At 56.8% G+C, this 21,328-nt stretch carries 16 protein-coding genes and 2 pseudogenes; 7 read left to right on the top strand and 11 right to left on the bottom strand.

Going from position 1 to position 21,328, the window contains the following annotated elements:
- Nucleotides 1-2: 2 nt before the first annotated feature.
- From FJ424_RS34045 to FJ424_RS16075, 6 genes and pseudogenes are all read right to left on the bottom strand, one after another.
- The gene (locus FJ424_RS34045) at nucleotides 3-407 is read right to left on the bottom strand and encodes an AraC family transcriptional regulator (protein WP_140653865.1); all 405 of its coding nucleotides are present in this window, start codon (nucleotides 405-407) and stop codon (nucleotides 3-5) included.
- A 756-nt stretch (nucleotides 408-1,163) separates the two neighbouring features.
- Complete coding sequence (locus tag FJ424_RS16095; protein ID WP_140653914.1) at nucleotides 1,164-1,943, bottom strand: alpha/beta hydrolase; 780 nt, start codon at nucleotides 1,941-1,943, stop codon at nucleotides 1,164-1,166.
- Between the two features lie 250 nt (nucleotides 1,944-2,193).
- Nucleotides 2,194-2,547, bottom strand: coding sequence for a nuclear transport factor 2 family protein (locus FJ424_RS16090; RefSeq protein ID WP_181182035.1), 354 nt, complete (start codon nucleotides 2,545-2,547; stop codon nucleotides 2,194-2,196).
- A gap of 321 nt (nucleotides 2,548-2,868) precedes the next feature.
- Nucleotides 2,869-2,973: pseudogene (locus FJ424_RS34040) on the bottom strand (ATPase); the annotation flags it as partial.
- Between the two features lie 163 nt (nucleotides 2,974-3,136).
- Entirely contained in the window at nucleotides 3,137-3,823 is a 687-nt protein-coding gene (locus FJ424_RS34350; RefSeq protein WP_210239415.1) for an MFS transporter, read from the bottom strand.
- A 540-nt stretch (nucleotides 3,824-4,363) separates the two neighbouring features.
- Nucleotides 4,364-4,765, bottom strand: coding sequence for a MarR family winged helix-turn-helix transcriptional regulator (locus FJ424_RS16075; RefSeq protein ID WP_140653913.1), 402 nt, complete (start codon nucleotides 4,763-4,765; stop codon nucleotides 4,364-4,366).
- Nucleotides 4,766-5,129: 364 nt separating this feature from the next.
- Here FJ424_RS16075 and FJ424_RS16070 point away from each other — a divergent pair, with 364 nt between their 5' ends.
- Nucleotides 5,130-5,543 (top strand): hypothetical protein, encoded by a 414-nt coding sequence (locus FJ424_RS16070; protein WP_140653861.1) that lies wholly within the window; start codon nucleotides 5,130-5,132, stop codon nucleotides 5,541-5,543.
- 21 nt (nucleotides 5,544-5,564) lie between these two features.
- Complete coding sequence (locus tag FJ424_RS16065; RefSeq protein ID WP_210239413.1) at nucleotides 5,565-6,338, top strand: tetratricopeptide repeat protein; 774 nt, start codon at nucleotides 5,565-5,567, stop codon at nucleotides 6,336-6,338.
- Here the strand turns inward: FJ424_RS16065 and FJ424_RS34030 are convergent.
- Nucleotides 6,310-6,438 (bottom strand): annotated as a pseudogene (locus tag FJ424_RS34030) (IS630 family transposase); the annotation flags it as partial. The gene FJ424_RS16065 and the pseudogene FJ424_RS34030 overlap by 29 nt on opposite strands.
- 150 nt (nucleotides 6,439-6,588) lie before the next feature.
- Here FJ424_RS34030 and FJ424_RS34025 point away from each other — a divergent pair.
- The gene (locus FJ424_RS34025) at nucleotides 6,589-6,861 is read left to right on the top strand and encodes a hypothetical protein (protein ID WP_140653859.1); all 273 of its coding nucleotides are present in this window, start codon (nucleotides 6,589-6,591) and stop codon (nucleotides 6,859-6,861) included.
- 218 nt (nucleotides 6,862-7,079) lie between these two features.
- Here the strand turns inward: FJ424_RS34025 and FJ424_RS16050 are convergent, their stop codons facing one another.
- Nucleotides 7,080-7,829, bottom strand: coding sequence for an outer membrane beta-barrel protein (locus FJ424_RS16050; RefSeq protein WP_140653858.1), 750 nt, complete (start codon nucleotides 7,827-7,829; stop codon nucleotides 7,080-7,082).
- A 1,431-nt stretch (nucleotides 7,830-9,260) separates the two neighbouring features.
- Nucleotides 9,261-10,418 (bottom strand): sulfite oxidase, encoded by a 1,158-nt coding sequence (locus tag FJ424_RS16045; protein WP_140653856.1) that lies wholly within the window; start codon nucleotides 10,416-10,418, stop codon nucleotides 9,261-9,263.
- Nucleotides 10,419-11,279: 861 nt separating this feature from the next.
- Here FJ424_RS16045 and FJ424_RS16040 point away from each other — a divergent pair.
- Nucleotides 11,280-11,780, top strand: a complete 501-nt coding sequence (locus FJ424_RS16040; RefSeq protein WP_140653854.1) for a TIR domain-containing protein — start codon at nucleotides 11,280-11,282, stop codon at nucleotides 11,778-11,780.
- Between the two features lie 3 nt (nucleotides 11,781-11,783).
- Nucleotides 11,784-12,665, top strand: a complete 882-nt coding sequence (locus FJ424_RS16035) for a macro domain-containing protein (RefSeq protein WP_140653853.1) — start codon at nucleotides 11,784-11,786, stop codon at nucleotides 12,663-12,665.
- Nucleotides 12,666-13,175: 510 nt separating this feature from the next.
- Here the strand turns inward: FJ424_RS16035 and FJ424_RS16030 are convergent.
- On the bottom strand, nucleotides 13,176-14,252 hold the full coding sequence (locus tag FJ424_RS16030) for a type I restriction enzyme HsdR N-terminal domain-containing protein (protein ID WP_140653851.1): 1,077 nt from the start codon (nucleotides 14,250-14,252) through the stop codon (nucleotides 13,176-13,178).
- A 442-nt stretch (nucleotides 14,253-14,694) separates the two neighbouring features.
- Here FJ424_RS16030 and FJ424_RS16025 point away from each other — a divergent pair, with 442 nt between their 5' ends.
- Together FJ424_RS16025 and FJ424_RS16020 are read left to right on the top strand one after the other, a co-directional pair.
- Entirely contained in the window at nucleotides 14,695-18,111 is a 3,417-nt protein-coding gene (locus tag FJ424_RS16025) for a TM0106 family RecB-like putative nuclease (protein ID WP_140653849.1), read from the top strand.
- A 160-nt stretch (nucleotides 18,112-18,271) separates the two neighbouring features.
- The gene (locus tag FJ424_RS16020; RefSeq protein ID WP_140653846.1) at nucleotides 18,272-20,374 is read left to right on the top strand and encodes an ATP-dependent helicase; all 2,103 of its coding nucleotides are present in this window, start codon (nucleotides 18,272-18,274) and stop codon (nucleotides 20,372-20,374) included.
- A 10-nt stretch (nucleotides 20,375-20,384) separates the two neighbouring features.
- On the opposite strand, the gene FJ424_RS16015 is transcribed toward FJ424_RS16020, so the two are convergent.
- Complete coding sequence (locus FJ424_RS16015; protein WP_140653845.1) at nucleotides 20,385-21,293, bottom strand: ASCH domain-containing protein; 909 nt, start codon at nucleotides 21,291-21,293, stop codon at nucleotides 20,385-20,387.
- Nucleotides 21,294-21,328: the final 35 nt, after the last annotated feature.

The following is a 21,328-nucleotide window of genomic DNA, read 5'->3' as shown; positions in this document are numbered from 1 at the left end:
GATCAGCTGTCGGTGACACCGAGTTCTGTCGAATGGGCGCCTGGCGGGTGACCGAAGCGATCACGAAATTTTCGGGCGAAATGCGTATAGTCGCGAAAGCCGCAGCTATAGGCGATCTCGCTGAGAGGTTGTTTCGTGCTTAGTGACGCCCGGCGCTGTACGAGGCGCGCGGCTTGATCCAAACGAACCGAAAATATGCACTCGCTGCAGGTCGAGCCACGCTCCGTGAACAACTTCTGGAGATAGCGCAGAGAAATCCCCGCTTCGGCCGCTACTTCGTTGGGACCGAAATCCGGGTCGGCGGCGCCGTCCTTGATGATGCCGCAGATCCGCCGGAACAAAGTTTCCGAATGGCGTGAGCCGAACCATGGGTCGGATGGGGGCAAACAGTGCGCCGACGAGGTCATAGACTACCAATTGCATGTAGGACTCGGCCGGCGACGAGGCCGATCCTTCGGCCTGATCGGCTTCGCGAATGAGATCGAAGAGCAGACGCCCGGCAGACGTTCCGCCCTGTCTGAAAAGGCCACCCTCCGGCTCAAAACCTAGATATGAAACCAACGCCTGACGCGGCAGGGCAAGGGTGACGATATTACTTGGTCCGTCAGCGCAGTATGTCACTGGCCGAGACCCATCGACGAGCGCGACGTCGCCTTGAGCGAACCGTACAGCCTGATCGTTTTGGAGCATCGCCAACTCTCCATTGGCCTGAAAGTGAGCGAAGTAATGGTCTGCGCCATCGAGGCGAGCATCTCGGTAGGTCCGTTCAACCCGTGGAGCATTAGAACCAATATCTAGTGCGGTGAACCCTCGGACGCTGACAGGGCGAACCCAGCCAGCAAACTTATCGGGTTCGATACCTTCCGAGTAATACCGTCCAGACTTTGTGCGGAGCAGATCTCTCCAGGCCTCGAAATCCAATTGTGGCGCTGAGATAGCATCGTCGCTTTGAAACATCTTTGGCTTCATTTTTGTGGTTTCTCTGCATAAACGACTCGCAGCCGGTCTTTCTGCGATCTTTACCGTCAAAATCGCAGAGGCGTGATGAACAGTGAGCGAAGCTCAGCGATCTCTCGGCCTACGCGAACGGTTCCGGCCAATTTGCTAACGGGACGCGCTGCGGAGGCTGCACCTTCCGCGCCGCTCCTTTATCCGAAGCCTCGTCAGGCGCTCTGCCGCCCGGCGGCTTCCAGGATGAGCTGAGCAATCTCATGCGGATGAGAAATCAACGACAAGTGGCTTGCCTTCACCTCTATGGTCTTTGCGTTCATGCGCTTGGCCATGAAGCGCTCTAGATCCGGATTGATCGTGCGATCCTCGCTCGAGACAGCGTACCAGCTTGGCTTCGAGCGCCAGGCCGCTTGCGTAGTCTTTCCGGAGAAAAGCTGGTCCGAGATCGGTGCCTGAGCGGCATAGAGAATGCGCGCCTTGTCGTGCGCGATACCGCCGGCGAAATCCCGCAGGAAAGCCTCTTCTCCGAGCTTGCCATAGCCTCCGGACCAGACAAGGCCGGCGGAGGCCGGCGGCGCAGGGAAAGTCTTGGCGAGCGCCGTATAGTCTTCGGCGGCATCCGGCGCGCGGGCCGCGACGTAGACGAGCGAGGAAACCTTCGGATCGATCCCTGCCTCGGTGATGATCATGCCGGCAAAGGAGTGTCCGACAAGTACGGTCGGTCCTTCCTGGAGCGCGATCGCGCGACGCGTTGCCTCGACGCCCGCCTCCAGGGTGGTCAGCGGATGTTGGACAGCGGTAGCGTTGAAGCCGGCCTTCTGAAGAATTCCAATCACCTCCGACCAGGACGAGCCATCGGCATACGCGCCATGGACCAAGACAACATTGCGAATCTTGGAGCCCGTCTGCGCTCGTGCCTTGTCGGCGCCAGTCAACAAAGTTGTTGCCATTCCAGCGGCGAGTGCGGTGGAGAAAGTACGTCTATTTAGCATGTCGTGAACTCCTTGGGAGGGTGGCAGACTTGGATCCAATTGGTATCAAATCTCGAGCCAGATGAGCCGCAAACGTGCCGCCCATGCCCAAGCTTCGCAGCCTACCGGGGCTTCGTTACGGCCGTCACCGCTTCGTGATCTTCGCCTCGTGTTCAATGAAGAGGTCTGCTCACGATCTCGTCGACTTGCGCGCCCCGTCTGCCGGTTGTCGTTAGCGGCACAAACGCGAAGTTCGGCCGAGAACGCCGTCTCAGGTTTTACCGAGAGGTGTAGCATCGAAGACGACGCGCAGCGATCTTATCCGGCCGCCGCTGATGGTGAACCATCCGCAACAGAATATCGGTGTACCTGGCCTTGCGGGCAGAACAAGGTAGTATTGGCAGGCAACCTCATCGCGTTCGACGAGACACTTCACTATCGTCTGTTGAGCGCCAAGGCGCGCCATGGCGTCGAGATACGCATCGGCGCCGTCGATTGGCGGGCCGAACGCGCCAACAAAATGAAAATCATCCGTCAAATAGCTCCTCGCGCGCACCAGATCGCGTGCGTTGAGCGCATCAGCGAGGCAGGTGACCAAGTTTCTGTCGAAGTCGACCGTTCTCATTTCCATTCTCCGAGGTACGTCGAGCTCCGGCCGGTCTCGAACCCGGTCGCTCCATCGCACCTTGGTGCAACCTAGATCTCGCACTGTCGGAGGTCGTGAGCCGATGACGCACTCGCGTGGGCACCGGCGCGCACCGTTGACTGCGGTGAGCTCGGATATTCATTCCGGTTTCCCCCGCTACGTTGTGAAGACTGCTCAAGTCCGTGGCTTTCGCGACTTACTCATTTCGCATAAAAGCGCCGTCATGGCTTCGGTCGCGCTCGGGGTGCCTATCCAAAGGAAACTTGCGATCCGCTCCGGTTCGCTCAAGGCGGCGGCAGATCGCCTGACCAGGTGGAAGAGCAGCTGGCTGCCGGATTGGGCGAAGGGCAGATAGCCCAGTTCATTGAGGACGATGAAGTTCTTGCGGCTGAGGTAATAGGCAACCGTGCACCACAGCTAGCTCGCCTCCGATCCCTTCAACGACTTCTGGAAAGACAGACAAACAGGGCATTTTCGCCAACATATCACTCAAACCCTTTGGATCAAAAATTTCGAGGGTCTGAGCGCGGAACCCCTGATAGCAAGGCGAAGAGCAGGCTACCGCCGGTCAAAGCAACCCCGAAAGCAGCCGCGAGCGGCCATCCGCCCGTGGCGATACCCCAACCACCGAGGGCGGAGCCGCAGGCGCCGGCGAGAAAGATAGAGCCATGTAGAGGGCGTTCACCCTCGTCCGAATGTCGTCCCCGAGTGAAAAGATGGCGCGCTGCGAAAGGATCATATTTGCAGTCACGGCTGCGTCCAGAACGATGCCCGCGCAAGCCAACAATCCCACAGCCCATATGCGGTGACCAAAAAACGATATGATGAAAGGAATGACGGCTGTGGTGAGTGCAACGAGCTGCGCAGCCCGGGCAATGCGCGGCTGGCGATGTCCCGCGTCTGCAATGCGCCCGACGAAGGGAGCCACACACGCGCCCGAAACGCCAGCCAACGCGAACAAGCCGATAGCCTGCTGGCCCAGGCCGAAATCTCTTGCGAGGTGAAGGGGGGCAGCCGTCCAAAATAGAATGAAGGCGGCCAAAAGACCCGCGTGGATAACCGCCCGGTAGCGCAGTTCCGCATGGTTGCGCCAGATCGGCAAAAGAGAGCGCAGCAACGCCGTGTAGCTGAGGGATGTCTGCGGTCGAAGAGAGGGTAACACCTTCAACAGGAGCACCGCCAGGACCGCTTCCCCCGCAGCGATGAGCCAGTAGATGGCCCGCCATCCCGCGACGCTTGCCACGAAGCTGCCCATCGGCCGTGACAGCTCATGACCTTGCCGACGACTTGGCCCCGCTCATGCTCCGGCGCCAAGCGAGCGGCATAGGGAAGCAGAATTTGGCCGCCGACAGGACAGATGCCGATCCCAAGGGCGGCTACCAAGAATGGTCCTGGCGACGAGCTCAAGGCAGCAGCGACGAGGGCTAACAGCCCAATCAAGACGATCGGAACGACGACTGCTCGCGTTTCGCAAATGTCGCCCAACGGTGCCAACAGAAGGAGCGCTATGGCGTAGCCCACTTGGGTCAGGGTGACGGGCACACCGGCCAGAGATGGCGGCAAGCCCGTAGAGGCGCTGATCGGAGCCGCAAGCGGTTGCCCAAAGTAGAGATTGGCAACCAGCAGTCCGCACCCAAAGGCAAGCGTGAGGATAATCCCGCCCGAGAGGTGGGACCCCGCTGTGCTCGTTGGCCCGCGCTCTACTTGCAATGACGGCATTTCGCTGCTCCTGCTACCGGTCCTCCAGGGAGCGGTTCCACGCATTATTCGGGTATATACCCACATCTGGCAAAATTTAGAGGCTTGCCAGAAGGCGTTGAAGTTGCCTCGCTTTGTCGACCCCGAGGTTTTTCTCTATGCCATGCTGCACACTGTCCCACAGCGGCAACCCTCGCTTGAGCACCTCGTGTCCTTTTTCCGTCAGCGAGAACAGCGCCTCGCGCTGGTCCGAGCCATTAGACCTCTTCACCAGTCCCAAGCGCTCGAGGACGCGCCCGTTCCGACCCACGGTTGATCGGTCAAGCTCAACAAAGGCAGCCAAATCCGTGACGGAAACGGGCTCCATCGAGATGATCACCCGAATCAGATTGAATTGCGCGATGCTCACCCCCAAAGGGGCGAGCGCTTCGTCGTAAAGCGCAGAGACTTTACGGGAAGCACGATTCAGAAGGACCCGGTAGCAGTGCGTCTCTCTCATCATGAGGGTATATACCGATACTCCGGGAGCGGTTCAAGCCATTCCGGGCTCGAAGCTCGACCGCCGAGGGATGGCGGCTGACTGAATAACCAGTATGGGGCACAAACGCGCCGGCTTCGCCGGTTAACTGAACGTCCGCTTTTAGGATATCGCCAAAGCCGGCTCAACGTCCAACATGAAGGCGCGAAGCTGCCGTCGGATCGAACCCGCATTGCCGGATCGTCCGGCTTGGATCCAAGCGGAAGGAACAGACCGCATTCCGTCGGCACATCGCCCCTCCGCTAACGCAAAGTTGATCCCCCTCTTGGATTGACTTCAAAGAGCCGAAGCAAGTTCCCTCTAATCACGAGAAATGGAGGAAGGAATGGCTGAAAAGGTCAGTCCGAATAACGCTGGGCCTGTGGCCGAAGTTACCAGGACCGACGGTACAACGCACAGTCCCCTTACTATCGATCAATTTTGGGATGAGAACAAGTTAATTCCGCCTTGGATTGATCAATATCTGCCACAAAATCGAATGTGGAAAGACGCCATCTTCCTGGCATATAACTGCTTCTTTTCCGTCGTCATAGTGGTGATATTGTCAATGATACTTTTGTTGCCGGACAAATTCGTTTTTTCTCCGGGAATCCTTCTGATCACTTGGGATTCATATCTTTTAGCAAAGCTTAATACAAGAATGGCCCGCGCACAGGGAAAATTCCTCAGAGCGAAGCTGAATGCGAGACCCCTTTCCGAAAGGGTTCGGGACGGAGTGCATGCATCAAAGAATGGTTGAACCCTTAAATCGGAGGCCAACATGCAGAGGTTGTCGAAGTTGTTTTGTTTCGCCTCCGTCATGCTGATGGCCGGCGTAGCCCATGCGGGGCAAGCGGAACGGGCCTATAAAAGAGGAGACTATGCAGCGGCTGTCTTGTTGTGGAGCGTCCTGGCCAACACCGGTGATCCCAAAGCACAGGACAATCTTGGCACTGCTTACGCCGAAGGGCACGGTGTCACACAGGATTACCTCCAAGCTGCCGCTTGGTACCGTAAGGCAGCGGACCAAGGTGACGCCCAGGCAGAGCACAATCTCGCCTATCTTTACGACCGTGGGCTAGGCGTCGAGCAGGACTATGCCGAGGCCGCAATTTGGTATCGCAAAGCAGCCGATCAGGGATTAGCGGACGCTCAAACCAATCTCGGGTTGCTTTACAGAGATGGAACAGGCGTCCGGCAGGACTATAGAGAAGCTGCCACGTGGTTCCGTGAGGCAGCCGACCACGGAACGGCCGTTGCCCAATACTTTCTGGGATTGGCCTACCTTAAAGGTCAAGGGGTCGCCCAGGATTATGCTGAAGCAATCGCATGGTATCGCAAAGGGGCGGAGCAGGGAAACGCCCTGGCGCAGCATGATCTTGGTGTAGTTTATGAAGAGGGCCTAGGCGTTACAATTGACTATGCCCAGGCTGCCTCCTGGTTCCGAAAGGCCGCAGACCAGGGGAATGCGGGTGCGGAGTACAATCTTGGCATTTCGTACTACAAGGGGCTAAAGCGTGTCGCGATTAATTGGCCTCATATCCTGCAGCTTTGAAGAAGTTTCTGCATTCGGCAGGCTCGAATAGGTGGCAGATGTCGCCAAGGGCCTGGCAGAGTGCATCGAAGGTTCTGGCCGCCTTCTTTCGCAGCTTCGCGAGTGGAAGCGGCAACAACTGGCGGCATGGGAGGTACGCATCCCCTGGAAGCACAGGCGATCAGGCCCGCGCCATAGCGGGCGCGCCGCCAAGAAGCCAAACAACAGGCTGTACGGCTTCGTCACGCGCCGATCGGTCTACAAGGACATCATGCGCATCTGCGGCCTGGCTGGCCTGCCCTACCTCGGCGCGCATCAGCCAGGCAGCCACAGCTTCGCCACCGAAATGATTGTCAGGCACGGCATCGACGTCGCCACCACCGCCAAAAAAGGCCGATGGAAAACGAAGAAGCTTCTCCTCGAAAACTATACCCACGGGGAGCGCGGCAAAGGCGTCATCGACAAGGTGTTCGGGAAACAGAAGCCGCGCAAATCTGCGAACGAGGATCAACGATCAAAGCGCCGTAGGGCGGAAGGACAATGAGAGGAGGCGGGTCACAAGACGGCAGACCGACGAGGCGGAGATGCGTTCCGGCTCATGGCCAAAACTTCGGCGCCGTCTATGGCGCCTGCGATCTCAGGACATGAAGCGTGGGATCGACGAACTGCGGCGAAAGCAAGAAACTCAGACGCCATTGTTTTAAGAGGCCCGTCGCACTCACGAGGGGCCTCTTCCGGATAAAGAAAACGGTGATTAACGGACTAAAAACCGCCGCCGAACTTATAGCTGAGGCGAGCCATAACAGCGTCCGCTCTGGCCTTGACCTTATACGTCTCGGGATTGTCGCCCAGGGAGCCGTCGTCGAACACGTTGTTTCCGGTGCTGGTCTTGGAGCCGAGATCGATGTGCGTGTAGTCGATGCCGAGGCTAAGCTTGTCAGTGAGGGCATAGTCCACCCCCAGACCTAGCGCGTAGCCGTTGTGCCATTCGTTCTGCTCGTAGGTCACCAAGGCATCGTTGTCCCTTGCCTTGAACCCTACCTCGCCACCTGCATAGCCGCCCTTGGCGTAGACCAGGAACCGGTCGAAGGCATAGCCGACCTTACCAACCACCGTCGCATAGTGCTGGATCCTGCCGGTCTCGGTGTCGGTGTCGGGAAAGTAGGGGCTGACAATCGTCTTCCGGATGCCGGTCGCCGTCCAAGAGGCTTCACCGCCGAACACGAATTGGTCCCATTGATACTGAGCACCGACATGTACGCCGCCCGCAATGTTCGTATCACGGAAATGAAATCCCTCGGTTCCGGCAGGAACCAGTTCGGTGAAGAAGCCGCCGCTCGGCTGAGTGAAGTCCGTCGCACCGATGTTGCCGGTGGCGACGCCGATATGCGCGCCGGCGTAAAAGCCGCTCCAATCGTAGACGGAGCCGGCTACTGGACCAGCCATGTCGGCCGCATAGCCAGTTGTTGCGCTGAACAGTACCAGTGCAGTTGTCGCTAAAAGTTTTCTCACGGAATTTCGTCCCCAACTTGAGCCCAAGACTGAGCTTAGCAGTATTGGGGGCCTTATACTGTGACGAATATGTCGCACCGCGACAAAATCAGGGATTGCGCGGGCTATGTCACCGCGGCCAAACGGGCGCCGTTTCAGTGTAACCAGTTTGGCACCGAGACCTTACCCCGGGCGCAAAATACGAGCCATCATAAGGCGATGATTTTGCATGGGCGTGGTGCCAGTCTGGTTACTCCCTTACCAAGGGAGAGTTCCATCACCGGGCGCCGAAGTGTCTGAAGCGATCGGCCGGCAAGAAAGAACCCCGCAACCTTGGCCACCGGGCTTGGAGCCGCAACAGTGTCAAGCAATTTGCGGTAGGGCTGCTCGAAGAACGTCAACGGCCCTCGTTGTCGCCCGCGCATACAATTGCCAGATCCTCACCTGCCTCAAGAATTGCCAGCAGATACTGGAGCTTGGGGTCGACCTTCGAAAGGGTCTCGCACGATAAGTCAGCACGGTTGCTATTTAGCCCAGTTGAGCTGTTGCGTCCCATTCGCCGCTTTTCGGCGAAATCGACACATCTTCGGTGTGGAAACGCAAAAACCGCCCCGGACTTTTATGGTAAACCTCGGTGTCGGGTCAGACGATACCACGGGCCGCGTTCCCCCAGAAGCCAGTCCGCCAACAGCATGTGGCCGGACTTGAAAGAATTCACACTTAGACCCGAGAACCAGTACTGCGAGGTGGTAGTTTCTCAGTTTAAAATTGCGTGGGCCCCCGCTTCTCGTGAGGTCAAGATGGTACGCAGCGTTAGATAAATTCCATACGCGCTCCCGCCGACGCATATGAGGGCAACGATAAGGCCGATTTGTTTTTCGCCTTTACGATATAGTTCCTTCAGCGTGGGCAACACCAGCCAGGCCGACAAGACCGCCATAGCCACGGCCATACAAGCATCGTGATATAGATGCTTTTCGGATAAATGGGCCGCAGGAGAATGCGTGTTATGGCAATCGCGAGATTGGCGGCAATGAGCGCTTGGTAGCGCCCTGACAGCCGATGATCATTGATATCGATACCCGCTTTTTGTAGGTGCCCGCTTGCCCGGCTTCGGCGCAACAGTATCCATCTTCTCGCAGAGGTCTTCCATCGACCAGAGCGTCTTGGACACGCCAGCGGCCATAGTCTACCTGCGAGGTTGTCAGCTGGCCGACGGCGCGGTTACAAGCTTTTCTTGCGGGATTCGCTTCTGCTTGAAACACGGAGCGAAATCCAACCTATTCCGCGTCCGCAGGTCGCTAAAACGCGGCTCTGGCGCCGGGAAGATGTCGCCATCACTTCAGCCATCGTCTCCAGCCAGCTTCAGGCCGGCGCCTGGTCGACATGACCCAATGCCAAAAAACATGGGGTCACCTCGATCTCAGACAGGTTGTTATGGCTTTCCGCCAATCAGTGAATGTTGATACGTCGCGTCACCTGACCGTTGCTTTCCCAATAGGTGTGTTTCTTGGCGATGAAGGGATCGTCCATTGCGGGTTGGACCTGCCCTCCAGTACTAACGGCACGCGAGGTAACTGTGTGCTCCCCGGCGGAGGGCTTGGGCCAGTCGACGGACCATATCTTCCAAGCGAAGTCCGCCTTATCGGTCTCGTCTATGGCCGCCGGCATCCACGGCCCGTCGTCGATCTTCACCTCGACCCGGTCGATGGGCGCGCCCCAAGCCGCCCCGACTATCCGGTAGTCATTGCCGATATGAGTCACCCGGGCCGGTGCCGATTTCAGCCGCGCCCGCCCGACTGAGGTTTCCACCCATACTGTCTCGCCGTTGCGGTCTTCCTCGCGCAAAGTGACATAGTCGCGTCCCATGAACTGGTTCTCGAAGCGCTGGTCGCTCACATCGATGCGCTTAAGCCATTTCGTGTTCGCGATCCCGTACCAGCCCGGCGCTATCAGCCGCAGCGGGAAGCCGTTGTCAGGAGGCAAGGGAGTCCCGTTCATCTCATAGCAAAGGATGTTTTTGGGATCCATGGCATCGGCGAGCGACATGCTGCGCGCAAAATTCTGCGTGAACTTGACGCCGTCGGCTCGTTTGATTTCTCCTTCATCGGTGCCCCAGAATACAACCTCGATACCACTGCCGAGAACTCCGACCTCCTTGAGGATCGGGGCGAGCGGCGTACCCGCCCAGCGAGCATTGCCAATGCCACCATTGAAAAACGGTAGGCCAGTATTGCCCGAACATTCGACCGTGAACGTAACTTCCTGGCGCGGTCGAGCTTTGATGTCGGCGACCGTCAGGGTTGTCGGATTTTTGACGGAGCCGCCGATTTCGAGCTTCCACTTGCTTTCGTCGATGACCGGCCGATTGAAATGCGCGATTGAAAAGAACTTGTCGTTGGGAGTCACCCAGGAATCGAGATCCTCCCACACCAGCTGATTTTTGATGACTTGAGGAACCGGGTTCGGCGGCAGCTGATCGAGCCATTTGATGACTTCCTCGCCGGCCCGGGTTGGAAAGGCATAGGCAATCCGCGATTGAAAGGACGCCAGCGTTATGAGTGCTGCCCCGCCTTGAACGATGAATTCACGTCTTGGAAGGTAATGCATGATGACTTCTCCTCCAGTGAAAAGCTCAGTTCTCCTTCTGTGACAAGTGCAATAGCCACCGGAATCGCGCGAAGCAGAGCCCGGCCGCGGCGGGCGAGTTATGAGAGCGCGTGAAACAACCCGAGTTAGACGCGCACCGTAGCTAAAGCGACGTCTTCCGCTGTCAAAATCGCCAGCTTGTTAGGTCCGAGCTGGCGATCCTCAAGTATATGCCCTATCTGCCCTCGTGGCGAGGGCGGGGCTCGCAACTCGGCGCAGCAGCCCATCACTTTCAAAATCATCCCAGCCGCGCAACGTGAGATGCGTCGTCGCCGCCCTTGCTCGAGCCTGCAGCCGTACGGCAGCGCTTTTGCGCACGCTCAGGCGGTCTTTGCGGCGGCTCGGCACCTGTTCTCAGCGACGGTCGCCGTGTCTTCCTCGCGCCAGACGGTCACCAGGTCGCGATCGAAGGCCCGGGCTCGCGATAGGCGAAAAACCGGGCAGGGCCCTGGTCGGGCGTGCCGTGCCCGGCAATCATATAGGTCGCCACCGAGGTGCGGCGCAAAGCCGCCCTTCGCTCTCTCGCAATCAGACTAGTAGTCTGAAAATGCCGGAAGCGGACGGTTCCAACGTGAACGGGCTAAAAGCCGACCTTTCACGGCTACTCGGTTTGCTGCGCGCCAGGAAGCCAGGCAAGCCGATTGCCTACGGAGGCAAGCGACCGACTGCTACAGCAAAACAGGCCATAATCACGGCAAATGACAATTTGCGTGGCGCTGTATTGGGGGCGAGTTGCTAGTTGTGGAAGACGGTATCATTCTTAGGCTAGACGACTCTCTTGTTCTGTGACAGGTCTTTCCGCGCAGAAGGTGGGGGAAAGAGATGGCATACAGGAATAAGACTTATATCTGCTTCGACGGCGATACGGACATGCGTTACTACCGCCTCATGACGGCATGGGCGGACAATGAGAAGTTCACGTTCGATTTTCACAATGCGCATGACTTGAATACAGCGCGAGATACAAGCCAAGAAGAAAGCATTAAGCGCCAACTTCGCGAGCGTTTTGCCAACTCAAAACTGCTGGTCGTCCTTATCGGCGAAAAGACAAGACTGCTTACGAAATTCGTCAAGTGGGAGATGGAAGTCGCGCTAAGGCTTGACCTGCCAATAATCGGGGTGAATTTGAATGGCACCCGGCATCGCGACGACCGTTGCCCGCCAGCAATTCGAGAGAGTTTGGCGATCTACGTCCCGTTTGGGGTCAAGATTGTGGAGTATGCCATGGCTAACTGGCCAGACAGCCATGCCAAGTATCGGAAAGAAGGGCAAACAGGCCCGTATTACTACACCGACCAAACGTACAAAAACCTCGGGCTTTAGGTCGTGAAGTATTTTTTCAGCTCGATCCGCACTTGGTCATACTGGCGGTATGCAATCCTGTCGATTGATGGCCTAGCGAGGATTCTCGCCGTTCTCGGGGGAATATACCTTCTTCTCGATATGCTTGACTTTTTCAGCATGTACACTCGAGACAAATACAGCGGCTACAGCTTCTTTGTGGTATTGGGTTTTGCTGTGGTAGCAGCTCTCCTTTCCAGGCGACCAATTTCTCGAATTTCATATCGCATTCCAAAAAAGGATTTTTCCTATGAGGTTCTTATTGGAGACCTCTTGGAATCACCCGCTACCAACATAGTCATCAGCACCAACACCACGTTCGACACCGACATAGCCAGCGGCCTGATCAATCCGGACAGCTTGCAGGGAAAGTTCACGAACAAGTATTTTTTGGGGAAGACGGTGGAGTTGGACAAGCAACTGACAGCGTCCCTCAAAGGACTGGCTTTCGACGAGCATTCGTCTGGCAAAGGAAAAAAACGCAGATATCCTGTTGGGACAGTCGCAAAGGTCAGCACGCACGGAAAGACGTTCTACCTCGCTGCGATGGCCGAATTAAATGAGGAGGGTACTGCTAAGTCGACGCCCAAAATGCTCGACGCAGCGCTAGAGGCTCTTTGGGAATTCTTGGCCACGAAGGGCGAGCTCGGCGATACTGCGATCGGTTTGATCGGCACCGGACGCGGGCGCGTTGGGCTACCGAGAAAGAAGGTGATTGAGAAGATCGCGCAATCCTTTGCGGATGCTTCGTACGACAAGGTATTTTCAAACAAACTCTCGATCGTTGTATTCCCTGGTGATGCCGATCGATTCGGTGTCAATCTCTTTGAGATTCGGGACTACCTTGCTCAAACCCTGCAGGTTTAACGGTTCGCGGCCGAATCGAAATGAACATGCTCGTTGCAAGCAATCGGCATCGGTCTGAGCTCTCTAGCGCAAGCATCGCAGTTTTGGTTGCGCACCCGGGGTGCCTAATTGCGGCGATCGACTCGGCGTATCACCTTGACGATATTGTCGTGGCGCTATCGTCCAGTGATATGCGGTTAGCTTCGCGATCGCCGCGTCCTGGCCGAGCGCCATTTTAGGATCGCAATCTTGCACCAGTTCGGATGTCCGCTTCCGGAAGCGCCGCGAGAATAAACTCGACGGCCGATATGGAGGCGCAAAGTGGTCATTGGCTGAAGATCAGACTGAATGTCAGGAACCCTCGCCCCGCATTCATTCCGATGATTGGAAGCCCATCGCCGAGCACGACGACCACCAAATTGGGTGCATGGTTACGTGGCTAGCCCCCCGCCAACGGGCGCGAGGGGACTCTCATCGCTCAATTCGAGCCTGGAAGAGTGCACTTCGCCTTGGACTTCCGAAATGCTCAAATCACAAAGCAATCGAGGGCGCCCCGATTGCCCCAGCAAGATATTCCTTTGCCGTAACCCGTAAGCGATCGGCGTGGTCATAGATTTCGTCGAGCGAGTCGATCTTAACCTTCTCTTCCTTCTCACCATCGAAAAGCCCGAGATATTTGACCGACCTGTTGAACCACAGCCGGGCCAAGGGCTTGCGGTTGTTGTTGTCGACCAGGATCCCGCAATAGCTTTTCTGATCGCGCATGATCACCCTAGCTGGCTTTAGAAGGTCGCGGACGATTGCCCGCACCACCATGAACCCCTCTCGCTCGTCCTCAGTGGTCACAACCTCTTCTTCGGCGCCAAGTCCGTCCGCCCCAATTTCCGAAACCTCAGTCTCGGCCAAGGCTGTGGAAAGACGTGACTGAACGGATTCTCGGACAATCTCGCGAAAAGCCGCTTTGACCATGGGCGTGAATTGCTCCTTCACCTGGGCCGTGAACCGTCCTTGGTAGAGGCCCCCGGTCACCATCCGCACAAAATCCTCTGGTGGATTCTCCATCACGCTTCCAATTTCTTTCTTGATCGCCGACGTATATTTCAAGCGATGAGCGGATTGCAGAATCCCATCCACATTGAAATCCGCTTTCGCAAATTTCTTCAGTTCGGATATTAATTGCCCCTGCAGGTCCGAAAGATCGAACGTTAGGAAAGGTCGGTCATCAAGCTTGTTTGGTGCAACCAAGTCCGTATGAAAATGGAACGCGCGACCGTTCGTCAAAATGGCGAATTTTGCGTTAGTCACAGAAAAATATCTGTATAACTGCGCGAGATGTACTCTATCAAGAACTGTGGTTATCGGTTTGCATTCAACAAGAATCCTGATTTCCCCGTCCATTTTTATGGCGTAGTCAACTTTCTCGCCCTTCTTACCCACTGCGTCGGCACAGAATTCAGGGATGACCTCGTCAGGATTGAAAACGTCGTAATCTAATGCTGAGAGAAAGGGCAGTACTATCGCTGTCTTTAAGGCCTCCTCAGTAAGCATTGCGCTCGAATGCGTCTTGATGCGATCAGCAAGAACGCGAAGTTTTTCTTCAACACTCATGATCCCCTCCCCCCAAATTGAGATAGGTAAGATCGTGCAAAAGTTCCGTTTGCGCAAGTCAATGTAAGCTGGTGTCTTAGAAAGAGGTGAATGCCACATGCGCGCAGCAAGGGCGCCTAACGATTTGCGATGGCCGGTTTTGACGTGCACGGTCCGATATCGACATGCTGAGGGGGCCACCCGGCTCGTCAAGACGGAATGCCGTGCGACCAACCGATGTGTTCAAAAAGGCTGTGAGGTCGAGCACGCAGCGCGGACCTGGCGACGTATGCCCGAGCCCGTACACGACTGACCCATCCGGCTGGTTACAAAGACTGTCAGAGGCTCTTGGGTCCTAATATTCTTGTGAAATTAGCCGCTGCGCTTAAGCTTGATATTGAAAACCCACGTGCGGGCCATTGTTTTCCTTTAGTTGAACCCTCGTTACCCTTAAACTTGACGTATGAAGTACGAGAACCACACAACATACCTCACCGCAACGGATCTCGTCGGCCACCTGAGCTGCCGGCATCTTACAGCTCTGGATCAGGCTGTTGCCAAGGGAGCAATTGCGAAACCTGTTTCTTTCGATCCGTTTCTTGAAATCCTTTGGGAACGTGGTTCGATCCACGAACAGGCGTATGTCGACCATCTTAAAGCCTCCGGTCTCGACGCCGTGTTAATCGAGGGCATCGACATAACCGTGTCGAATGCTGAACAGACTTTGAACGCGATGCGGGCCGGCGCGCCGATTATTGTCCAAGGTGCCTTGTTAAGTGGTCGGTGGAGCGGAAGGGCCGACGTGCTTCGCCGTATTGAGACACCGTCGGCGCTTGGCGGCTGGTCCTATGAGGTAGTCGACACCAAATTGGCGCGCGAGACAAAGGGCGGCACCGTCCTCCAGCTTTGCCTCTATTCAGATCTCCTTGCCATCGCTCAAGGTCTGGCGCCCGAATTCATGTACGTAGTCGCGCCGTGGACAGATTTTGCAGCACAACGGTATCGCTTCGCTGACTATGGTGCGTACTATCGCCGAGCCAAGTCCGGTCTTGAACAGTCTGTGGATTCGCCAGGCGGTACCGACACCTATCCTGACCCCAACAGCCATTGCGACGTTTGTCGCTGGAGCACGCAATGCGACAATCGACGCCGAGTTGACGATCACCTCTGTCTCGTTGCCGGGATATCCAAGGTGCAGATCAACGAGCTGAAAGCCCGCGGCGTCGGCGCGATGGAATCGCTCGCCGCTATGCCCCTGCCCTTGCAATGGAAGCCCGAGCGCGGCTCGGTTCATTCCTACGAGCGCATCCGCGAGCAAGCACGGTTGCAGATGGAGGCGAGAGTCAGTGGCAGCCTCGGCTTCGAGCTCCTTCCCGTAGTAGCAGGCTTCGGGCTAACCTGTCTTCCCGAGCCATCGGATGGCGATGTCTTCCTTGACCTGGAAGGCGATCCGTTCGTCGGCGAGCACGGGCTTGAGTACCTCTTTGGATATCATTTCAAAAATGAAGCGGACGAATGGAGTTACGTCGGGGACTGGGCTTTCTTCCGCGCTGACGAAAAGCTCGCATTCGAAGCGTTCATCGACTTCATAACCAAGCGTCGGGAGACGTATCCGGAACTGCACGTCTACCACTACGCACCCTACGAGCCTGGGGCACTGAAACGGCTGATGGGCCGCTACGCAACGCGTGAAGAAGAATTCGACAACATGCTGCGGTCGAAGCTATTCGTCGATCTTTACGGCGTTGTCCGCAACGGCCTTCGCGCCAGCGTTGAAAGCTATTCGATCAAGAGGCTGGAACCGTTTTATGGATTTACGCGCGAAACAGCTCTTCAGGACGCAAACGTTGCGTTGCTGAGTCTCCAGTCAAGCCTGGAACTCGGACACCCCGACACAATTCGCGAACAAGACCGATCGGTGGTGCAGAGCTACAACCGCGACGACTGCGTATCGACGCAGTTTCTCCGTGACTGGCTGGAAATGCTCCGCTCACGCGTGATCGCTGCTGGTGAAAATATTGTCCGACCTAAGCCCAGCGACGAAGTAGCGAGCGAGAACGTCACGGCATGGCTCGCAAAGATCAGTCCGCTGATTGAAAAGCTGACCGCGGACGTTCCAGCCGATCCGGAGGAGCGTAACGCTGAGCAGCACGCGCGATGGATACTAGCCAACATTCTCGATTGGCATCGGCGCGAAGCAAAGGCGACGTGGTGGGAGTTCTTTCGCCTTCGCGATCTGTCGGCCGAAGAGCTGATGGACGAACGCAGCGGCCTCGCGGGCCTCACGTTTGTCGGCGAAGTCCCCGGAGCCGGAAAGCTGCCGACGCACCGCTATTCATTCATCCCTCAGGAAACAGACATCCGCGTCGAAGACGATCTACACAACGTCGGCGGCGACAAAATAGGATCCACCGATGCGGTATCGCAGCAGAACCGTACGATCGACATCAAGAAGACAGGCAAGTCCGTCGATGTTCATCCCCAGGCGATCTACGGCTCAAAGAATTTCGGCTCTGACGAACAGGCCAATTCCCTGGTGCGCATCGGCGAATACGTGGCGGACCGCGGCCTAACTGGCTACGGGCCATATTGCGCGGCGCGCGATCTGCTGCTGCGCCTGGCGCCGCGTCTGCGGGGTGAGCCGATCAAGACCGATGAGGAGACAACCTTGGCAGCAGCGGTGCGGGTCGCCACCCTGTTCGATGGAGGCGTCTTCCCCATTCAAGGCCCCCCGGGCACCGGGAAATCGTTCACTGGCGCGCGGATGGTTTGCACGCTTGTTGGCGAAGGTAAGACTGTTGGGATCACCGCAAACAGCCACAAGGTCATCAGGAATTTGATCGACAAGGTGGTCGAGGCGGCCGACGAACTAGGGGTCGACCTGACATGCATCGTGAAGCCGAAAGAGGTGGAATCCAATCAGCACCGCTTGGTCTTCGCGAAGAACAACGCCGACGTCTATGGAGCATTGAGCGGACCATGCAAGGTCGCCGGGGGGACGAGCTTCCTTTGGTCACGGGCAGATGCGTTTGAATCCATCGACGTTCTCGTCGTGGACGAAGCGGCTCAGATGTCTCTCGCAAATGTGCTGGCGGTTTCGCAGGCAGCCCATACGGTTGTTCTGCTTGGCGATCCGCAACAGCTGGATCAACCGATGCAGGGAAGTCACCCGGACGGAACCGACGTGTCGGCGCTGAACCATATCCTTCATGGCGAGAAAACGATACTCGCCGGCCAGGGCCTCTTCCTCGATGAGACGTGGCGGCTTCATCCGGATCTCTGCGCTTTCACTTCGGAACTGTTCTACGAGGGCAAGCTAAGGTCGAGACACGGCCTTGAAGGCCAGGCCATCTCGAGCGGTCCGATAAACGGGTCCGGCCTGAGGTACTTGCCTATCGCCCACAGTGGGAATCAGAACTCCTCACCTGAAGAGGCAGATGCCATTCATCGTCTTGTCGATCATGTCCTTCGATCGGATACGCGTTGGATCGATCGGGAAGGCAAAGAAGCGGCCATCACCCTAAACGACATCCTGATCATCACGCCGTACAACGCGCAGGTCTTCGAAATCCAGCAGCGTCTTCCCGGCGCCAGGGTCGGTACGGTGGACAAGTTTCAGGGTCAGGAGGCGCCGATCGCGATTTATTCGATGACGACGTCAAGTCAGGCAGATGCTCCACGGGGAATGGAATTTCTTTACAGCCTGAACCGCTTCAACGTTGCGACTTCGCGTGCCAAATGCTTGTCGATTCTGGTAGCGTCACCGCCTGTGTTCGAAGCGGAATGCAGCACGCCGCGCCAGATCCAGCTTGCCAATGCATTCTGCAGATATCTCGAGTTGTGCTCGGAAATCCCGTTGCCGATGACGAGTCAGCATTGACCTCATGGTCGCAGCATTCGAGCAGGCCGCAGCATAAGCTTGCAACTGCGCGCTGTTGCGCTCCGCGTTCGAAACTTGCTCACGCTGCGGTCCACGGGGCAGACTGCAATCAGAAATCGTTAGATTCTGCAGGCCATCGCCTCAGTTTGGGAACACTGACATGACTGACGCACAAGCTATTCCGACCACGTCAATTGACGTCTCGGATCAGCAACTTGACGAATTTCAGCAGCAGTTCTGTAAGGCCCCCGGGGGCAATTTGCGCCTCCTTGCTCCTGCCGGCAGTGGTAAGACACAATCTCTCTTATGGCGGTGTGCAGAGCTTTATCGCCGAGCGGATTCGAAGGGCCGGTTCCTTGTCGTGACTTTCACCCGTGCAGCGCGCGACGAACTACGCGCACGACTTTCAAACCCCGATTTCGCGTTCATGGCGAGTGCTGTCGAGGTGGTGACTCTGAACGGCTGGGGCTTCAAGAGGATACGCGCCAATCATCACAGTCCGCGTCTGCTGGTAAGTGAATTCGAAAAGTCAGGTTGCGTGCGAAATACATTGCAGCCCGTCTGGCGCAAATACCCTCGGATTGAGAACGCTATGGAGGCGCAGCCCTACGTTGTTGACAAGATTCTGAACGGCCTGATTGAACGACTGAAATCATTAGGCTTCGACCATGAAGCTCCGAGCATTTGGGCCGCTCACGACCAGATGGACTACCTCATGCGACTGGGATTGCTTTGGCAAATCCAAAATCTGATCGACCAGTTGGCTGAGTGCGAGATACTGGCCGACAAGCGCCTTGAATCCTTTATCGAAGATGTGCTGCCGTTTTGGGTCGACAGCTGCCAGACCATGATTGGTCAGGCGCTTTTTACGTTGGAAGACCAGAAGTATGTTGCGTTCCTGGATCTGCGCCGCCAAATTGCGGAGGATCGCTTTCCCACCGGCGGTTCGCGGTACACACAGGTACTCGTGGACGAGTTCCAGGACATTAATCCGCTTGACCTCAATCTCGTTCGAAAAATCGTTGATCTGCACAAGGCTGACTTAACGATCGTTGGGGACGACGACCAAGCCATCTTCGAGTGGCGTGGCGCGACGCCCCATTACATCCTGCAACCGGATCAACATTTCGATCGTGAATTTTCGACCCACATCCTGGAACGGAATTATCGGTGCCCTAGAAACCTTGTGGCAGCGTCACAGAAGTTGATCGTGAACAACAAGCGTCGAGAAGAAAAACGTGTCGTTGCCATGCAAACGGTAGACGCAGATGTCGAAATCGTGAGGAGCGACAGGTTCGTTGAATCCATCGATGCCGTAATGGATGAAGTGCGATCTTTTCTCGCCAGCAACAGGCCCAATGCGAAGCTCGCTATTCTTTCCCGCAAGCGCGCGCAACTCATCCCGTATCAGGTTTTGATGGCGAGCGAGGATCTGCCCTTTTGCGCGGCAGAGGATCTTCAGATTTTCATGAGTGGCGCCTTTGAAAAACTGCGCCATGCGCTTCAGACATGTGCAATGGCGCGAGCCAATTTCAGGCCGCCTGCGCTTGTGGATGACATCGTCAAGCTCTGCGACCTCGTAAAACGCTATCCGTTGAAAAAGGCGGAACGAGAAGCATTGGCCGCCCATTTGCGCACCAGCCGACCAAAAAGCTACAGCGACGCGCTGGATGCGATAGCAGCTTACCGCGGATCATTGAAAGGCCTCAACGAGGATGGGGCAGCCGGCCTCGTTTTCTGCCGGGTGCTGCGCGACCTCCTGGATGCGCCGACGGTAAGGGATGCAATCGCAGCATTGGGTGCGGGCTTTGCGGGGCTCAACCAGGACTATGGCAAATCGCAGGAAGACATATTCTACACCGACCCGCCCTTCCTCTACTTGGCGGAATTTGCGGGACGCTATGAGGACGACTTCCAGCGCTTCATTGATGATCTTGACAGCGCACGCGATACGCTTGCTCGGTTGCCGGGCGAGGACGACGCTTCAGGCGCTGCCGACGAACTGTGGCGGCGACCAGTTCATCTGATGACAGCATTGCGCGCAAAGGGCAAGGAGTACGACACCGTCATCATACTTGACGCTAATGATGGTATCTGGCCCTTGCGCCGGGCGGAAACGGCAGAAGCCAAGGAGAGTGAGCGACGCTTGTTCTACGTGGCTATGACAAGACCAAAGCGCCGTCTCATGATTACGCTTAGTGGACGGATTGGAGACCAACCCGCCAACCCGTCGCCGTATCTGACGGAAGCAGGTCTCTTATAGCGATCCGCGTTCAAGCGACCTCGACAGCTTGAAGGATGGCTCCGAATGCGGATTCCGCGCGTAGCGCCGACACTAACCAGCCATGCGCTTCGGGCTCCTGACCCTCATATGGGGCGAATGCGCGAAAAGCGCTGTGTCTGAACACATAATGGCCCGATCTACCATTCCTGAACCGCTCAACGCCAGGAATTCCAGTGATTGCGTTTTCAGCCTTCTTGTCCACTTCCGGCGAGAGGAAAACCCTGAACTGCGGTTCGGACTTCGGCATCCGGTCGACGAAGACAAAACGCTTGCCGCTCCCTGTAGTGACCGACAGTTCAAGCATCTTGGTCTGCGAACTTCTGCGCGGCTTGACGGCAAAGCCGAGCTCTTCAGCCTTGAGCACCAGCTTGGATTCGAGTGCGGGGGACATTTGCGGTTCCCTCCCAGATGGCCTGGGGGAAGAATCGAATTTCTCCTCTGCGTATGGGCGAGACGTTGAAGTGGGCAATGCAACTGACACAGCCTGCACCGTCGCGGCGTTCGACCGATCTAAGACAGCAGAATGCTGCTGCACGGCACGCATGGCTTCGACATCCAGATCGACCCAGGTAACAGGCCCGGAGGGACGCGTAAAAGGAACGGGCGCAGAAAGACGGTAGGCGTCTACCAGCACCCATGGTGTCAACCAGCCAGCTTGCGTCACCTCCTGAAGTCTGCTCGACGGGACACGGTGAAACTCGATGGACTCTGCCAGATCGGACGGTGACAATTGCGGCAGGACGTCGACGAGTTTAACTACGCCTTCGATTTCTCGACTGCCTTTACGAATGAGGGCGATCCGCCCGCGGATCGAGGTGGGCTGGGTTCGCAGTTCCCACGTCTTGTGGCCATCCAGGATCAGATCGATCCATGGCTCTCGAACGATGAGCGCTTTCATGTGCTTGCTCTTGGCTGATGGGAGGGATCGGATGG

The organism is Mesorhizobium sp. B3-1-8 (genome assembly GCF_006439495.1).
In the GTDB taxonomy this organism is placed as follows: Bacteria; Pseudomonadota; Alphaproteobacteria; order Rhizobiales; family Rhizobiaceae; genus Mesorhizobium.
Note: the sequence above shows the minus strand (reverse complement) of the source record. Positions and strands in the feature narration are given on the sequence as shown.

What these genes read in the sequence shown, in the direction of transcription:
- FJ424_RS34045 (WP_140653865.1), bottom strand. Translation starts at nt 407, where the DNA reads ATGACCTCGTCGGCGCACTGTTTGCCCCCATCCGACCCATGGTTCGGC.
- FJ424_RS16095 (WP_140653914.1), bottom strand. Translation starts at nt 1,943, where the DNA reads ATGCTAAATAGACGTACTTTCTCCACCGCACTCGCCGCTGGAATGGCA.
- FJ424_RS16090 (WP_181182035.1), bottom strand. Translation starts at nt 2,547, where the DNA reads ATGAGAACGGTCGACTTCGACAGAAACTTGGTCACCTGCCTCGCTGAT.
- FJ424_RS34350 (WP_210239415.1), bottom strand. Translation starts at nt 3,823, where the DNA reads ATGGGCAGCTTCGTGGCAAGCGTCGCGGGATGGCGGGCCATCTACTGG.
- FJ424_RS16075 (WP_140653913.1), bottom strand. Translation starts at nt 4,765, where the DNA reads ATGAGAGAGACGCACTGCTACCGGGTCCTTCTGAATCGTGCTTCCCGT.
- FJ424_RS16070 (WP_140653861.1), top strand. Translation starts at nt 5,130, where the DNA reads ATGGCTGAAAAGGTCAGTCCGAATAACGCTGGGCCTGTGGCCGAAGTT.
- FJ424_RS16065 (WP_210239413.1), top strand. Translation starts at nt 5,565, where the DNA reads ATGCAGAGGTTGTCGAAGTTGTTTTGTTTCGCCTCCGTCATGCTGATG.
- FJ424_RS34025 (WP_140653859.1), top strand. Translation starts at nt 6,589, where the DNA reads ATGCGCATCTGCGGCCTGGCTGGCCTGCCCTACCTCGGCGCGCATCAG.
- FJ424_RS16045 (WP_140653856.1), bottom strand. Translation starts at nt 10,418, where the DNA reads ATGCATTACCTTCCAAGACGTGAATTCATCGTTCAAGGCGGGGCAGCA.
- FJ424_RS16040 (WP_140653854.1), top strand. Translation starts at nt 11,280, where the DNA reads ATGGCATACAGGAATAAGACTTATATCTGCTTCGACGGCGATACGGAC.
- FJ424_RS16030 (WP_140653851.1), bottom strand. Translation starts at nt 14,252, where the DNA reads ATGAGTGTTGAAGAAAAACTTCGCGTTCTTGCTGATCGCATCAAGACG.
- FJ424_RS16025 (WP_140653849.1), top strand. Translation starts at nt 14,695, where the DNA reads ATGAAGTACGAGAACCACACAACATACCTCACCGCAACGGATCTCGTC.
- FJ424_RS16020 (WP_140653846.1), top strand. Translation starts at nt 18,272, where the DNA reads ATGACTGACGCACAAGCTATTCCGACCACGTCAATTGACGTCTCGGAT.
- FJ424_RS16015 (WP_140653845.1), bottom strand. Translation starts at nt 21,293, where the DNA reads ATGAAAGCGCTCATCGTTCGAGAGCCATGGATCGATCTGATCCTGGAT.